Origin of the sequence: Streptomyces sp. NPDC048507, assembly GCF_043199995.1 — a bacterium.
In the GTDB taxonomy this organism is placed as follows: Bacteria; Actinomycetota; Actinomycetes; order Streptomycetales; family Streptomycetaceae; genus Streptomyces.
The window spans coordinates 23769-37123 of sequence record NZ_JBICWZ010000031.1 but is presented as its reverse complement, the minus strand read 5'-3'; the positions used below and the strand labels follow the sequence as shown (position 1 = coordinate 37123).

The 13355-nt window shown below is 71.9% G+C and carries 10 protein-coding genes and 1 pseudogene; 4 read left to right on the top strand and 7 right to left on the bottom strand.

Annotated elements, in window-relative coordinates; genetic code table 11:
• Positions 1-245: 245 nt before the first annotated feature.
• Positions 246-620, bottom strand: a complete 375-nt coding sequence (locus tag ACGFXC_RS36770) for an ankyrin repeat domain-containing protein (protein WP_393719287.1) — start codon at positions 618-620, stop codon at positions 246-248.
• Between the two features lie 145 nt (positions 621-765).
• Between ACGFXC_RS36770 and ACGFXC_RS36765 the strand changes: the two genes are divergently transcribed.
• A complete protein-coding gene (locus ACGFXC_RS36765; RefSeq protein ID WP_393719286.1) occupies positions 766-1416 on the top strand; it encodes a hypothetical protein in 651 nt (216 codons plus the stop codon).
• 55 nt (positions 1417-1471) lie between these two features.
• On the top strand, positions 1472-4141 hold the full coding sequence (locus tag ACGFXC_RS36760; protein ID WP_393719285.1) for a Helicase associated domain protein: 2670 nt from the start codon (positions 1472-1474) through the stop codon (positions 4139-4141).
• Positions 4142-4261: 120 nt separating this feature from the next.
• Here ACGFXC_RS36760 and ACGFXC_RS36755 read toward each other — a convergent pair whose 3' ends face one another.
• The 3 genes from ACGFXC_RS36755 to ACGFXC_RS36745 are packed head-to-tail and all read right to left on the bottom strand — an operon-like array spanning position 4262 to position 5594.
• Complete coding sequence (locus ACGFXC_RS36755) at positions 4262-4726, bottom strand: iron chaperone (RefSeq protein WP_393719284.1); 465 nt, start codon at positions 4724-4726, stop codon at positions 4262-4264.
• Between the two features lie 53 nt (positions 4727-4779).
• Entirely contained in the window at positions 4780-5232 is a 453-nt protein-coding gene (locus tag ACGFXC_RS36750) for a pyridoxamine 5'-phosphate oxidase family protein (RefSeq protein WP_393719283.1), read from the bottom strand.
• Positions 5229-5594 carry a VOC family protein gene (locus ACGFXC_RS36745; RefSeq protein ID WP_393719282.1) on the bottom strand — a complete coding sequence of 122 codons (366 nt, stop codon included), beginning with the start codon at positions 5592-5594 and terminating at the stop codon, positions 5229-5231. Before ACGFXC_RS36745 ends, ACGFXC_RS36750 begins: the two co-directional genes overlap by 4 nt.
• A 169-nt stretch (positions 5595-5763) precedes the next feature.
• On the opposite strand from ACGFXC_RS36745, the gene ACGFXC_RS36740 reads away from it, so the two are divergent.
• Positions 5764-8565: an ATP-binding protein gene (locus tag ACGFXC_RS36740; protein ID WP_393719281.1), complete on the top strand. Its 2802-nt coding sequence runs from the start codon at positions 5764-5766 to the stop codon at positions 8563-8565.
• A 9-nt stretch (positions 8566-8574) separates the two neighbouring features.
• Here the strand turns inward: ACGFXC_RS36740 and ACGFXC_RS36735 are convergent, their stop codons facing one another.
• Positions 8575-8937 (bottom strand): hypothetical protein, encoded by a 363-nt coding sequence (locus ACGFXC_RS36735; protein ID WP_393719280.1) that lies wholly within the window; start codon positions 8935-8937, stop codon positions 8575-8577.
• 2624 nt (positions 8938-11561) lie between these two features.
• Positions 11562-11729 (bottom strand): annotated as a pseudogene (locus ACGFXC_RS36730) (TOBE domain-containing protein); the annotation flags it as partial.
• A 25-nt stretch (positions 11730-11754) separates the two neighbouring features.
• Here ACGFXC_RS36730 and ACGFXC_RS36725 point away from each other — a divergent pair.
• Positions 11755-12027, top strand: coding sequence for a hypothetical protein (locus ACGFXC_RS36725; protein WP_393719279.1), 273 nt, complete (start codon positions 11755-11757; stop codon positions 12025-12027).
• Between the two features lie 66 nt (positions 12028-12093).
• Here ACGFXC_RS36725 and ACGFXC_RS36720 read toward each other — a convergent pair whose 3' ends face one another.
• Positions 12094-13290 carry an MFS transporter gene (locus tag ACGFXC_RS36720; protein ID WP_393719278.1) on the bottom strand — a complete coding sequence of 399 codons (1197 nt, stop codon included), beginning with the start codon at positions 13288-13290 and terminating at the stop codon, positions 12094-12096.
• Between the last annotated feature and the right edge of the window lie 65 nt (positions 13291-13355).

Genomic DNA, 13355 nt, shown 5'->3' with positions numbered 1-13355 from the left:
GGGTGCCTGCGGCACCTGGCCCCTCCGCTTCGCTTCGGGGCAGTGAAACGCCTCGCTGCGCTCGGCGGGGCTCGGCTTCGCCGAGCCAGTGCCGGCCCTTCGGGCCGGAGTCCTGCGCTTCGCTTCGGACGGTTCGGGTCTCCGCTTCGCTCCGTCCCGAACGGCCCGCTGCGCGGGCCCGGGTGACCCCGTTTCACGGGGTCGGGGCCCTTGGTCCGTTGGGCGTCCGCTTCGCTTCCGCCCTTTCAGTCCTTCCGGCTTCGCCTCCAGGACCACAGCCCGCTTCGCGGGCGGCTGGCCTCAGTGGGGGTGGTCCGGTCTATCAGGCGGTAGGCGATGTCGTGACCGTAGGAGTCGGCCAGGTCCATCGCGCTCATCTGCCCCGGGGGTTGCGGTCTCGGATCGGCTCCGTAGGCCAGAAGGATCGCCGTGAGCCGACTGTCGATGGGGGTCCCCGACTGAAGTGCCGAGTCCCCTTCCAGGTCAATGGCATGCTCCAGCAGGGTCATCCCCTCGCACACTTCGTTGACGTCCGCGCCTTCATCGAGGAGTCGAGTCAGCTCGGCAAAGTCGCTGGACTCGACCGCTTGGTGGGCGGGCGTCCAAGGATTCTCGACCACTGGCGTCTTCCTCCGCTTCCCGCTGCTAGTCGTCTGTGCGTGTGCGGAGACGACTGTTCGTGTCAAGTTTCAGTGTAGCGTGTGCATCCAGTCTGATGCACGATGTACTGTTAGCAGAAATGCGGTAGATGTGGAGGTGGGTCTGATGGCGGATAGGAGAGAAGTGCCTGAGCACATCACTCGGAGAGCGAAATGCTTTGTCCGAATCCACGGGCACTGGATCGCGCGTACTGAAATAGAACAGTACAGGGCCAGGTGGATGGAACACGGTGTTCCCGCGGCGCAGATCGACCGGGTCTCGGTCTACGAGGCCGTCTGGGGTGGGCTCGTTCTTCCTCCTTCTCCCCACTACGACGGCGGACCGCGAGTGCTCAGCGGGGACGTGCCCGAGGGCCCCGACCCCGACTGGCACTTCAACGCAGGAGACCAACGCACCGCTCTTCCGTACGCGTTCATGATCGGCCCCAGCGGAGAGTTCGGACTCCACTGCGGCCACTGGGTGCCCCTGCACTCCAGCGTTGAAGGATGGGTAGAAGCCGTCGCCCTGGCCTACCACGCCCGCAGCTGCGCACGCACCACCACGACAGTGACCGGTGACGCAGTCGAAAGCATCGACCTCAGCGGCTTCGAGCCGGTTCCTGAGACCGTCGGCCTCGCAGACACCTGGTGGCGCGGAACCGACTCCCTCATCGCCATCTACCGCGGCGAGGCCGAAGTCATGAACGCACCTCAATGCCGGGCAGCCACCATCTACGGCGGCCTCGACGAGTGGGGACTCACAGGTCTCAACACCTAGACAAACGAAAAGCCCATCGCTGCCCGATCCCCGCCGCACAGAATGGAAACTTGGAATGCATGGCATTTCCCTCAGGGAACACCAGGTCGACCAGAAGTCGGCATTCCGGAAGTGGGTCGGATTCCCTGCAAGGCAGACTGTGCCCCCGCAGGGTGCCCGGGGCACGATCGTGTCAGCGACCGGTTCGGGCAAGACGATCACGGCCGCCGCGTGCGCGCTGGAGAGCTTCGCGGACGGCCGGATCCTCGTGACTGTGCCGACCCTGGACCTGCTCGCGCAGACCGCCCGGGCGTGGCGCCTGGTGGGCCACCGGGCCCCGATGGTCGCGGTGTGCTCACTGGAGAACGACGCAGTCCTGAACGAGCTCGGGGTACGCACCACAACCAACCCGATCCAACTGGCGCTGTGGGCGGCGTCCGGGCCGGTGGTCGTGTTCGCCACGTACGCCTCCCTGGTGGACCGCGAGAACATCGACGCATCCGAGGGCCAGCGGAAGATTCGCGGGCCCCTGGAGGCCGCTCTGGCCGGCGGGGAGCGGCTGTACGGGCAGCAGATGCCGGGCTTCGACCTCGCCATCGTCGACGAAGCGCACGGAACCGCCGGCGACCTCGGACGGCCGTGGGCCGCGATCCACGACAACACCCGGATCCCCGCGGACTTCCGGCTCTACCTGACCGCGACCCCGCGCATCCTCGCCGCAGCCCGCCCGCAGAAGGGCGCGGAGGGCCAGGAACCGGAGATCGCGAGCATGGCCGACGACCCGGAGGGGGCTTACGGGGCCTGGCTAGCCGAGTTGGGTCTCTCGGAGGCGATCGAGCGGGGCATCCTCGCCGGGTTCGAGATCGACGTCCTGGAGATCCGCGACCCCTGCCCCACCCTGGGCGAGTCCGAGGAGGCTCAGCGGGGCCGGCGCCTGGCGCTGCTGCAGGCCGCGCTCCTGGAGCACGCGGCGGCGTACAACCTGCGTACGGTCATGACATTCCACCAGAAGGTGGAGGAGGCGGCCGCGTTCGCGGAGAAGCTTCCGCAGACGGCGGCGGAGCTGTACGTCACCGATGCCACGGACGCCGATCTGGCGGCCGCGGGGAAGCTGCCGAAGTCGTCGATCGACGCGGAGTTCTACGAGCTGGAGAGCGGCCGGCACGTCCCGCCGGACCGGGTGTGGTCGGCGTGGCTGTGTGGGGACCACCTCGTCACCGAGCGGCGCGAGGTCCTGCGGCAGTTCGCCAACGGCATCGACGCGGACAACCGGCGCGTACACCGGGCGTTCCTCGCCTCCGTGCGCGTCCTCGGCGAAGGCGTCGACATCACCGGCGAGCGGGGGGTAGAGGCGATCTGCTTCGCGGACACCCGCGGCTCCCAGGTCGAGATCGTCCAGAACATCGGCCGGGCCCTGCGACTCAACCGCGACGGCTCCACGAAGATCGCCCGGATCATCGTGCCCATCTTCCTGGAGCCGAACGAGGACCCAACCGACATGGTCGCCTCCGCCAGCTTCCGCCCTCTTGTAGCCGTATTGCAGGGCCTGCGCTCTCATGACGACCGCCTGGTCGAGCAGCTCGCCTCCCGCGCCCTGACGAGCGGCAAGCGCAAGCTGCACGTCCGGCGCGACGAGGACGGGCGGATCGTCGGGGCCGGCGGGAACCGCGAGGACCAGGAGGAGGACGACACCGACGCAGCGGCCGAGTCGGCCCTGCTCCACTTCTCCAGCCCGCACGACGCCGCGACGATCGCGGCGTTCCTCCGTACTCGGGTGTACCGGCCCGAATCCCTGGTGTGGCTGGAGGGCTACCAGGCCCTGATCCGGTGGCGGGCCGAGAACGGCATCACCGGCCTGCACGCCGTCCCGTACGACACCGAGACCAAGGTCGGCGTCACCAAGGCGTTCCCCCTCGGGAGATGGGTGCACCAGCAGCGCAAGGCCCTGCGCACCGGGGAACGCGAGGACCGGCGCAAGGCACTGCTGGACGCCCCAGAGGCCGGCATGGTCTGGGAGCCCGGCGAAGAGGCGTGGGAGAACAAGCTCGCCGTCCTCCGGTCCTACCGGAAGGCCACCGGGCACCTGGCGCCCCGGCAGGACGCGGTGTGGGGCGAGGACGACGCCATGGTGCCCGTCGGGCAGCACATGGCCAACCTCCGCAGGAAGGGCACCAAGAACGGCCTGGGCAAGGACCCGGACCGGGCCGCGGAACGCGCGGCACAGCTGACCGCGATCGACAAGGACTGGGACTGCCCGTGGCCGCTGGACTGGCAACGGCAGTACCGCGTGCTCGCGGACCTGGTCGACGCCGACGGCGTCCTGCCCCACATCGCCCCGGGCGTCCTCTTCGACGGCGACGACATCGGCAAGTGGCTCCAACAGCAGCAGCAGCCGACCCACTGGGTTCGGCTGCTGCCCGAGCAGCAGGAACGGCTGACCGCGATCGGCGTACAACCCGACCAGAAGCCGCCTCCCACCCCGGCCGCCGAGCGTGGAGCAAAGGGGCCGAGCAAGGCGCAGCAGGCGTTCCAGCGCGGCCTGACGGCGCTCACGCAGTGGGTTGAGCGGGAAGGCGCCCACCGGCCAGTCCCGCGCGCCCACGGCGAGGAGATCGCGGTCGAAGGCGAGGCCGAGCCGGTGGTCGTGAAGCTGGGCGTATGGATCTCCAACACCAAAACCCGACGCGACAAACTCACAGCCGACCAGCACGCCGCCCTCACACAGCTCGGCATCGACTGGGCATAGCTGGCGGAGTTCCGGATGCGTTGTACTCCGCGTCACGTCGTACGCCGGACCGGGCGCGGGGGTCCGGTGGCGGCCGGTGCCCGCACCGGCCGCCGCCCCCGGCCGCCCGCGTCCCGGGCCTCAGCCGACCGCTCGCTTCACCAGGTCTGCGATCCGCGCCTCGACCTCGGCCGTCACCTCGGTCAGCGCGAAGCCGGCAGCCCACATCGGGCCGTCGTCCAGCTGCGCCTGGTCGCTGAAGCCCAGCGTCGCGTAGCGGGCCTTGAACTTCTCCGCGCACTGGAAGAAACAGACGATCTTGCCGTCCAGCGCGTATGCGGGCATCCCGTACCAGAGCTTCGGCGCGAGCTCCGGGGCCGTGTCGGTGACCACGGCGTGCACCCGCTCGGCCATGACCCGGTCCGTGCCCTGCATCTCGGCGATCTTCTCCAGGACGTCCTGGACCGCCTGCGCGGCCTTCTCCGCCTTCGAGCCGCCGCGCGATGCCTCCGTCTTGAGCACCTTCGCGTGGTCCTTCATCGCGGCGCGCTCCTCGGCGGTGAAGCCCTGGTGCGCGGTGTTGTCGGTCTTGTCGGTGTTGCTCATGGTGGTTCTCCTCCAGGGAGTGCGGGTGTTGTGGTTGACCGGAGCGGTCGGCTTCAGGCCAGCCAGTGGCCGTCGCGCATCAGCTCGCGGCCGGAAAGCTCGTCGGCCTCCCGCCAGGCCTGGATGCGGCGGGGGGTGATGCGGAACCAGTGGTAGGGGATGGCCGGCGTCCGCGGGTCGAAGCCGGTACGGGCCGCGAACCGGTCACTCACCTGCGGCGCCAGCGCGTCGATGGCCAGGACCTCGACGTCCCCGTCGATCATGGCCAGGTCGCGGGTGGGGCCCAGGGCCAGCCGGGCGGTCCCGGTGGCGGCCAGGTTCCGGCCGGTGGGGCTCTTCGCCGGGGTGGCCGTCAGCAGCGCCTCTCCGTCCCAGTCGAAGGAGAGCGGTACCAGGTACGGGGCGCCGTCCGGGGAGGCGGTGGCCACCCAGACGTCGACGTCGTGGGCCAGCCGGTGCTCGGTGTCGCGGCGCCGCTCGGCGCGGGTGCGCGGTGCGGTGCTCACTGGTCCTGCACCAGACCGAGCAGGTTGCCGTCCGGGTCGATGACGGTGGCCACAAGCCGGCCGCCGCCCACGTCGCGCGGGGCGTCCTTCACAGTGGCGCCCGCGGCGGTCACCTCGGCCACCTTCGCCTCGATGTCCGCGACGTGCCAGTAGGCCGTCGGCCCGGTCAGGCCCTGCGGCCCGCCGCCCAGGAGCAGGCCGATGTGCTGCCCGGCCACGTCGAAGCCCACGTAGTGGGGCCCGTCGGTGCCCGGCTCGACCCCGAGCAGCGCGGCGTACACGGCCCTGGCCTGGGCGAGGTCGGACACGGGGTGCAGCACGGTCTTGATCCCCTGTACGGAAGGGCTGGAAGCGCTGGTCATGGTCACTCCTGTCGTCGCGGGTCACGGTGGTCCGGTGCGTTGACCGGCCCGTTCCCCCTGTGCACAAAGCTTCCGTCGGCAGGGGTGCCCGGCGCCTCCGTGCTGACCACGGAAAGACCACGGACGGGCCACGGAGCGGTCCCCGTACCCGGCTCCGCATAATGGCCCGGTGTCCACTCCAGTGATCTCCGCCCGGGAAGCCGACGTCCTCGCCCTGCTGGGCGAACACCTGAGCAACGCGGAGATAGCCGCCCGGCTGTTCATCTCCGTGCGGACGGTCGAGTCGCACGTCTCCTCGCTGCTGCGGAAGCTGGAACTGGCCGACCGCCGGGCCCTCTCCCGCCGGGCCCTCGTTCCGGCCGCCGTCGAACGCCCGCTCCCCGCAGCTGCGTTGCCCGCCCATCTGACCGCCTTCGTGGGCCGTTCGCGCGAACGCGAGGCGCTGGCGGAGGCCGTGACGGGCCGTCGGCTGGTCACCGCTGTCGGCCTCGGCGGCGTCGGCAAGACCCGGCTCGCCTTGGCGGTCGCGGCCCGGGTGGCCGAGGACTTCCCCGACGGGGTCGGCTTCGTCGATTTGGTGCCCGTCACCGACCCGGAGCGGGTGGGCGCGGCGGTCGCGGCGGCCCTGGGCGTGGGCGAGCAGCCCGGGCGCGGCATCGAAGACGCGCTGACGGCTGTCCTCGCGGACCGTCGCACGCTGCTGGTGCTGGACAACTGCGAGCACGTGCGCGACGGAGCGGCCCCCTTCCTGGAGCGGCTCCTGGTGGCTTGCCCCGGCGTCCGGGTGCTCGCCACCAGCCGGGCCCGCCTGATGGTGCCCTTCGAGTGGGTCTTCCCGGTGCCGCCGCTCTCCCGGGTCGGCGGCAGCGCCTCGGAGGCCGTCGCTCTCTTCCTGGAGCGGGCCGCCGCGGTCGGCCGGGCCCCGGCCCCGGAGGAGCACGAGCGGATCGCGGCCCTGTGCGAACGCCTCGACGGCATGGCGCTGGCCATCGAACTGGCCGCCGCCCGCTGGTCCACCCTCGGCCTGGACGGCCTGAGCGCCGGCCTCTCCGACCAGCTCCGAATCCTCGCCGGCGGTCCCCGCGCCGACGGCCGGCACCGCTCCGTGCGGGCCGTCCTCGACTGGAGCCACGAGCTGCTCGACCCCGACGATCGGGCGGTGCTGCGACGGGTGTCGGCCTTCGTCGCCCCCTTCACCGCCGACGCGGCCGCCAAAGTCGCGGGCTTCGCCCCGCTGGGACCGGCCGCGGTAGCCGACGGCCTCGGCCGGCTCGCCGAGCAGAGCCTGCTGGCCGTGACGCACTCCGCGACGGGCACCCGCTACCAGGCCCTGGAGACCCTGCGCCAGTACGGCGCCGAACGCCTGGCCGAGATCGGCGAGCTGACGGGGGCCGGGGCCCGCCACCTGGCCTGGTGCCTGGCTGAGGCGGTTGCACTCGAAGTGGCCGAGGACCCGCAGTGGCGGATCCGCTTCGACGCCCTCGCGGAGGACCTGCGGGCCGCCCTGGCTTGGGCCGCGGACCGCCCCGAACAGCGTGCGGATGCCTGCCGCCTTGCTCTGTCCCTCGCCGGACTGGCCTTCACCCGCAACCTGCTGGGCGAGTCCCAGCAGCGCTACGAACAGGCGGCCGGCCTCGCCGCAACCGAGCCGGAGGCCGCCGCCGCGCTGCGCCTCGCCGCCGGGGTGGCCGGCTGCCGCCGCCTCGGCGACGACATCCACCGCCTGCACCTGGCCGCCGCCGCGGCCGCCCGCCGGGCCGGGGACGCCTCCGCCGCCGCCTGCGACCTGGCCGCCGCCGCCACCGCCGCGTACCGCTTCTCCAGCACCTTCGCCCGTCCCCCGGCCGCACCGGAGGTCATGGCCCTGCTCACCGAGGCCCGCGGGCTGGCCGGTGGCGACGACCCGGCCGCCACCGCGGCCCTGGCCCTGGCCGAGGCGGCCGTGGTCGCGGACGCCTTCGGCGCGGTCCAGGGCGCCCCGGGCAACTCCGCCCCCGACACCGTCGCCTGCGCCGAGCGGGCCGTAGAACTGGCCCGGCTCGCGGGTGACCCGGTGGCCCGCTCCGCCGCTCTGGACGCCCTCTCCGGGGCCCAGAGCTGGGCCGGTGAGACCTTCGCCGCCGCGGTGGCCGCCCGGTTCCGGATCGATGTCCTGGCCTGGGCCCCCGACACCCCGGCCCGCACCCACGAACTCGTCGACGCCCTCGCCATGGCCGCCGCGACTGCCGTCGGCGCAGGCGAACTGGCGGCCGCCCGCCGCTGGGGCGCCGAGCTGGCGGCCCAGCCCCAGCTCGCCGACGTCGGCGACCACGCCACCTCCTGGCTGCTGGTCGCCGACGCCTTCGCGGGCCGTGCCGAGGACGTGCTCGCCGGCAGCGTCCGCTTCCACGACGCCTGGGCGCGCACCGGCCGCCAGCGCTCCTTCTCCCTCGGCCCGGCCGCCGCGGCCGTCGCGATGGTGCACGGCCTGCGCGGCGACCGGGAGGCCCGCCGGACCTGGCTCACCATCACCGAACGCTCCGGCGGCGAGGGCGACACCCGCCACGGCCACGGCGCCGTCTTCGACTCCCTGGTCCTGCTCCACCAGGGCGACGCCCCCGCTGCCCTCGCTCGCTTGGCACCCGAGCCCGCCCAGGTGTGGAAGTGGGTCTGCTGGGTCTGGCTGCACTGGTACCAGGCGCTGCGAGCGGAGGCCTCCGTCCTCGCCGGCCACCCCGGGGCCCGGGCCCGCCTCGCCGCCGCCCGATCCGTGGTCGCCGGGAACCCGGTCGCCACCGCCCTGGTGGAGCGGGCGCAGGCGCTGCTGGACGGCGACCCGGCCGCGGTACTGGCCACCGCGGCCGCCTTCGAGGCGGCCGGCTGCCGCTACCAGTGGGCGCGTACGCTGCTGCTCGCGGGTGGCGAGCACGCCGGGGCCGGGGCGGCCGCACTGACGGACCTCGGGCTGGCGCCGATGGCCGCAGCCCGGTGAGGGCCCGGGCTACCGCTGGTGAAGCAGCGAGTCGTGCCCCGGGTACTCGTGCGCGGGGGGGATGATCCCGGCGACCCCCTGCCCGAAGAAGGCGCTCGGCTTCCGCCCGGCCGTCAGCGAGTCCGTGTTCAGCAGGATCACCGTCGTGGCCCGCGCCTCGGGCAGGTAGGCCACCTGCGACTCGTATCCCGGGATCGACCCGTCGTGGCCGATCCAGCCCTGCACGTCGAAGATCCCGAGCCCGTAGCTCGCCCCCGGCTTCCCGATCGGCTGTGTCTCCAGCCGCGCCTTCCGCGTGGCCGTTGCCAGCAGCGTCCCGGTCGCCAGGGGTGTCGCCCAGCTCCGCAGGCCCCCGAGGTCCGGGATGATCACCCCGGCCCGCCAGCCCGAGGAGGGCGTGATGTAGGTCGAGTCCCTCGCCTCCCCCGAGGTGGTCTGGCCTGATCACCTGTTTCCTCAGGACCTGGGCGAAAGCTTCGCGGTGACCTTCTCCATAGTCAGTCCCAGCAGGGTGATGCTGATGTTGGAGTGCTCGAACTTCGCCCTCGGCTCGACTCGCCCCACTGCGGAACAGGCCTGGACCGCGGCAGCTCAGCGCCGACCAGCTCACCGCCCTCGCACAGCTGGGCATCGACTGGGCGTGACTGTTGGCTGCGCCAGCGAGTCCGGGCGATCAGCCCTCTCCTCGAGCGACAAGATGCCACGGCTCCCAGTTAGACAACCGCCACTCCCCAGACCGTGGTTCGGGGCTCGGGTAGGCACGATCATCTTCCCTGATCCATCTCAGTGCGGCTGTACCAGTTCGGCCGTCAGAATGAGCGAGAAGGGTGGTCACCGTGCACGCTGCGGGCCTGTCGTGCCCGATGGCGACGATCTCGAATGATGTCAGTGGGAAGTCCGAAATTGATGACACATGCGATATCACCCCAGAATCTTCGTGTTCAGATTTTGCAACGGCGAGAGAATCTCACCCTGCTCCACGACTCCCACTGGCCCAATGAAATCTGCTCCACCGCACTGGTTCAGCGCACTCACGGCCGGCAGTTGTGCCACAAGGCCCTGCACGCCTCCACCGCCGCTTGAGGTGCTGCCCTGCGGCTGGACCTTAGGCGCGTGATTGACGCAGCTGGTACCGAAGGCGGGAGACAAGAAATCTCCGACTCCTCCGGCGGAAGCCGGGACCCCGGCAGCGCCTCCTGCCACGACGGCTGCTGCGGTGACGGCCAGGCATGTGACTGTTCTACGTGTGGTCATACCCTGAAAACGCATGAGTCCCCTGCCAAGTCACGCTTGCGTAAACAGCTCTAAGTCATCGCGCTTGGCTTGTCGTTTACCATGAGGCCTAGGTGATCGCAGCGCCTAAGAGGCACCGTTTCCGCGGCCGTGAAAACGCTGATGCTGTACCGCCCCATAACAGGGGCAGCCACCAACGGCACCGCTTCGATGTCAGTAGCAAATGCGCCCCGAAGACTTGCGAGGAGCCGAACTCCTCCGTCGTCCACGACTCCCGCACACCCACCCCGCTCATGCACACATCTCCCGCCTCGCCGGACGGCCCTGGGCAGCGCCGCCGGGGTACGACGATCCCGCAACACAGCCGGCCACCCGGCCCGAACCCACGGATGAGCAACCCAACACCACCCGCGGTTCGATTCACGGACTCCGGATCGCGTGCGGGCTCCAGCCCGGGCCCGGACCCCAGCCGAGCCCGAGTGCGGCTCCAGCCCGGACACGGCCCTGGCGAGGCAGCCGGGACGGTCAGAGCTGGCACGGGAGCCTAGGCCCTCTCCCCGCTGCCCCGGCCGCCGCCAGCCCAGGCCCGGCTCACGCTGATACTCACACCGCGGCGCAGCCACCTGCCCGTCTACGGCGGCCCGGCCGGACTGAGGCACCGGCTCCCGTCCGCTCGACTCCCGCCCGGGCCTTCGGCCGGACGGAGCGGGCCCAGCAAGACTGGGAGATGAACCCCGTACCGGCAACAGGCAGCGGGCAGCGGCCCTGACCCGGCCGGAAGAACGCCGAGCAACTGCGGGCGCGGACCGGACTCGGTGCCGGGCTGGGCCAGGGCCCCCTTCCGGAACACGCCCAACCCGCCGTGCGGGCCCCCGCCCCGAACACCGGCGCCAGCCCGGGCACGAGTACGAGCTCCAGCCCGGGCACGAGCGCTCCCCCGGGCGCGGGCTCCAGCCCGGGCATCAACCCGCCGGGTTCCCGCGCCCACGCTCGGGCCCGCGCCCGGGCTGGGGCCCGGGCCGGGCATCAACCCGCTTACGAGCTCCAGCTCAACCACGAGCACCAGCCCAGGCCCGGGACCCAGCCCGGGCGCTGGTCCGGCCGCAGCAGGAGCGGGCTCGGGACCTTGGGCCCTCACCCCGCCCCCCGGCCGCCGCCAGCACGGGCGCGGACGCGGACCCGCCCGCGCACTGACCCCTCGTCACCGCAGCGCAGCCGCAACCCGCCCGGCTCCCGCCCGCTCCGCCCGGGCCGAGAGTCGAGCGAAGCGGGCCCAGCAGGACTGGGCCCCAACCCCCGCCCGAGCCCGGGCTCGGGCTCGGACGCGGGCTCGGGCCCGAGCATCAACCCGCTTGCGAGCTCCAGCTCAACCACGAGCGCCACCCCGGGCGCAAGCCCCAGCCCGGGCGCAGGCCCCGGACGGTATGGCCCGGCCGGCCCGGCGACACCACAGGCACAGCAAGAACGGGCGCGGGGACTTGAGCCTTCACCCCGCTCCCCGGCCGCCGCCAGCACGGGCACGAGCGCGGACCCGACCGCGCGCTGCCCCGCTCGTCACCGGGGCGCATTCCCTCTCCCGGCACCGGTCGACGCTGCCCGGCAGACGCGGGCGGCGGTCCGGTACCGGTCGGCGAGGACGCCGAGCATCGGAACGGGTGGGCGCCGGCTGGACAGGCCGGTCCGGCAACGAACCTGCCATCACCGCGGACACCCACGCCGCCCGCTACAGCACCCCGTGCGCTACAGAACTGGGGGCGGCTGAGTCAGCCCACGTCGATGTGAACGCTCGTGGACTTGACCCGGGCGATAGCCGAGACACCCGGTTCCAGCCCCAGTTCCTCGACGGCTTCGCGGGTCAGCAGGGAGACCACGCGGTGGGGGCCCGCCTGGATCTCCACCTGAGCGGTGACGTCGCCGAGGATCACCACGGTTGCCCGAGTGGCTTACGCTGCGGCAATGCCGAAGATCAGGTTGAACAACGACACCACGAAAGCACTCGGGATCTGGGTCGAGCCATGGGGTGAGGACTACTGGATGAACCCCATGGAGGAGTTCACGATCACCACCGAACCCCCTGAGGGCGTGGACCCCGACGAGGTCCCCTTCGACGTCGTCTTCCACAATCAAGGTGTCAGCGTCGGGGTGAACGTCGGCTACGAGGCCGTCGTTCACGACCAGTCTGGCGCAGTACTGGTCTGCGGACACCAGCGCCCGCTCGAAGTGCCATGACCGCACAGGTCAGTGGATAAACGGCAAGGTCAGTACCTGCTCCTGAACTCCGGGGCTTTGCCTGTTTCAGTCCGTCCGGCGGTGTCCGGCAGGGAAGGCGTGCTTGCGGGCGGCCAGTACGACGATGAGCGCCGGCGCCAGGAGGAGCAGGGCGCTGTAGGCGAAGGACGCCGGCCCGTAGGCGCCGAGGAGGGCGCCGCCTGCTGCGCCGCCGCCCGCGATGGAGCAGTTGCATACGGTGACGTACAGGGCTTGGCCGCGGTTGCCTGCGGCGTCGCCGATCGCGGTCTGCAGCAGGGTGGCGATGCCGCCGCAGGCCAGTCCCCACAGGGCGGTGGCCGTGTAGACGGCGGCGTGGCTGTCGGCCGCGAGTGCCAGGAGGGCGGCCGCGGCGAGGAAGAGGGTGACGCTGGTGAGGGTCAGGGCCCGCAGGCAGCGGTCCACCAAGGCGCAGGCGGCGAGGATGCTGGCCACGGAGGCCGTACCGAAGACGAGCAGTACCCGCTCGCGTGAGCCGCCCAGTGCGTGGGCGTCGAGGAAGGTGGCGACGTAGGTGTAGAGGATGTTGTGGGCGAGCATGAAGGCAGCGGCCGCGAACAGGACCGGCAGGACCCCGGGCAGGGCGAGCGCCTTCAGGACGGGATCCTTCTCCTCGGGGCGACGGCCTGCGAAGTCGGGCAGGCAGATGGTCATCCAGCCCGCCAGGGCGAGGGCGGCCAGGGCGACCAGGACGAACATCGCTCTCCAGCCGAGCCGGTCGCCGAGGAGGGTGCCCAGCGGGATGCCCAGGGACAGGGCGAGCGGGATGCCGGCGAGGGCGATGGCAGCAGCCCGGCCCTGCAGGCGGGGCGGGGCGAGCCGGCGGGCGTAGACGACGATCTCGGACCAGACCACAGCGGCGGCCATCCCCGCGACCAGGCGCAGCCCCATGGTCAGGGGATAGTTGGAGGAGACGGCCGTGGCGGTGTTGGCCGCGGCGAAGACGGCCACGGCACTCAGCACCAGCGGCTTGCGACGCCAGGTGGCCGTGGCCCTGGCCAGCGGGATGGCCGAGACGCCGGTGGCCAGGGCGTAGACCGTCAGCGACTGGCCCATCGCAGGCTCACCGACGTCCAGGCCGCGGGCCATCTCCGGCAGGACGGCCGCGGGCAGCGCCTCGGTGAGCACGGTCATGAACGCCGCCAGCGCCAAGGCGAGCAGCGGAGACAAAGGGAGCGTCCCCGGGGCCGTGTGGTGTTCGGCGGGGGGTGCGGTGGTGGGCATCACGGGAGTGTCCAGGTGACTCATGCGGGCGGCGAGGACCACCACCGCTCACCAGCGGGGGACCA

Excerpts from the sequence above, each read along its gene's own strand:
- ACGFXC_RS36765 (WP_393719286.1), top strand. The coding sequence starts at position 766 with ATGGCGGATAGGAGAGAAGTGCCTGAGCACATCACTCGGAGAGCGAAA.
- ACGFXC_RS36760 (WP_393719285.1), top strand. The coding sequence starts at position 1,472 with ATGCATGGCATTTCCCTCAGGGAACACCAGGTCGACCAGAAGTCGGCA.
- ACGFXC_RS36755 (WP_393719284.1), bottom strand. The coding sequence starts at position 4,726 with ATGAGCAACACCGACAAGACCGACAACACCGCGCACCAGGGCTTCACC.
- ACGFXC_RS36745 (WP_393719282.1), bottom strand. The coding sequence starts at position 5,594 with ATGACCAGCGCTTCCAGCCCTTCCGTACAGGGGATCAAGACCGTGCTG.
- ACGFXC_RS36725 (WP_393719279.1), top strand. The coding sequence starts at position 11,755 with ATGCCGAAGATCAGGTTGAACAACGACACCACGAAAGCACTCGGGATC.
- ACGFXC_RS36720 (WP_393719278.1), bottom strand. The coding sequence starts at position 13,290 with ATGCCCACCACCGCACCCCCCGCCGAACACCACACGGCCCCGGGGACG.